General features: G+C 65.5%; 1 protein-coding gene. It reads left to right on the plus strand.

The window, feature by feature from the left end; all coding sequences use genetic code 11:
- Positions 1-1,288: outer membrane protein assembly factor BamA (bamA, locus tag Q0C81_RS10480; protein WP_291837296.1), on the plus strand; the 1,288-nt coding region annotated here is incomplete at both ends.

Below are 1,288 nucleotides of genomic sequence, written 5' to 3' on the forward strand. Positions count from 1 at the left end.
GCGTCCTTTCGGCGGTCAGCGAGCTGACGCCGGATGACTCCAACTTCGGCATCACCATGACGGTGGACGAGGGCGACCGGTACAATTTCGGGACGATCAACATCGTCACCGAGAATGACCGCCTGAACCCGGAATTCCTGCAGCTGCTGCTGCCGATCCACGAGGGCGACCTCTACGAGAGCGACAAGATCGAGACGGCCGTCGACGCCCTGACGTTCGCCGCCGGTTCGGCCGGCTACGCCTTTGTCGAGATCGAGCCCGAGTACCGCGCCAATCCGGAGACCGACAAGGTCGACGTGACCTTCAACATCAAGGAAGGCCAGCGCGTCTACGTCGACCGGATCAACGTGGTCGGCAACACCCGGACCCTCGACAACGTCATTCGCCGCGAAATGATGCTGAGCGAAGGCGACGCCTTCAACCGCACCCTGCTGGAGCGGTCGCGCAACAATCTGCGCGCGCTGGGCTTCTTCAAGGACGTGACCGTTGAGGAAGCCCGCGGCTCGGCTCCGGACCGGTCGATCGTCAACGTCACCGTGCAGGAACAGCCCACCGGCGAACTGTCGGTCGGCGCCGGCTTCAGCTCGGTCGACTCCTTCGTGCTGAACCTGGGGATCACCGAGCGCAACTTCCGCGGCCGCGGCCAGAACGTGGTCGCCCGTCTGGAGTGGGGCTCGCTGCGCCAGCAGATCGACTTCCGCTTCACCGAGCCGAAATTCCTCGGTCGTGACCTGCGCGCCGGCTTCGACGCCTTCCACTCGCGCTACGACCTGAGCGAATATTCGTCGTACGACTACCGCTCGACCGGCGGCGGCGTGCGCCTGTCCTATCCGCTGAACGGCTTCACCCTGCTCAGCACCCGCTACTTCCTGAAGTCGGACGAGATCATCGTTCCGTCGGGCTATTGCAGCAGCAGCGGCTCGGGCTCGAACGCCCTGTGCGACCAGGTCGGCTCGTACATCAACTCCTCGGCCGGCTACACCATCCTGGTCGACCGCCGGAATGATCCGGTTCGGCCCACGCGCGGCTGGACGGGCACCCTGCGTCAGGACTTCGCCGGCATCGGCGGCGACGTGAACTATGTGAAGACCGAAGCCGAAGTGTCGGCCTATTGGGGCTTCTCCCCCGCCTGGATCGTCACGGCCCAGGCCTCGACCGGCTATGTCGCCGGCTGGGGCGGGGATCCGATCCGGATCAACGACCGCTTCTTCAAGGGCGGCAACAGCTTCCGCGGCTTCGAGACCGCCGGCATCGGTCCGCGCGACCTGAACACCACCGACGCGCTGGG

The organism is Brevundimonas sp. (assembly GCF_023259385.1).
In the GTDB taxonomy this organism is placed as follows: domain Bacteria; phylum Pseudomonadota; class Alphaproteobacteria; order Caulobacterales; family Caulobacteraceae; genus Brevundimonas.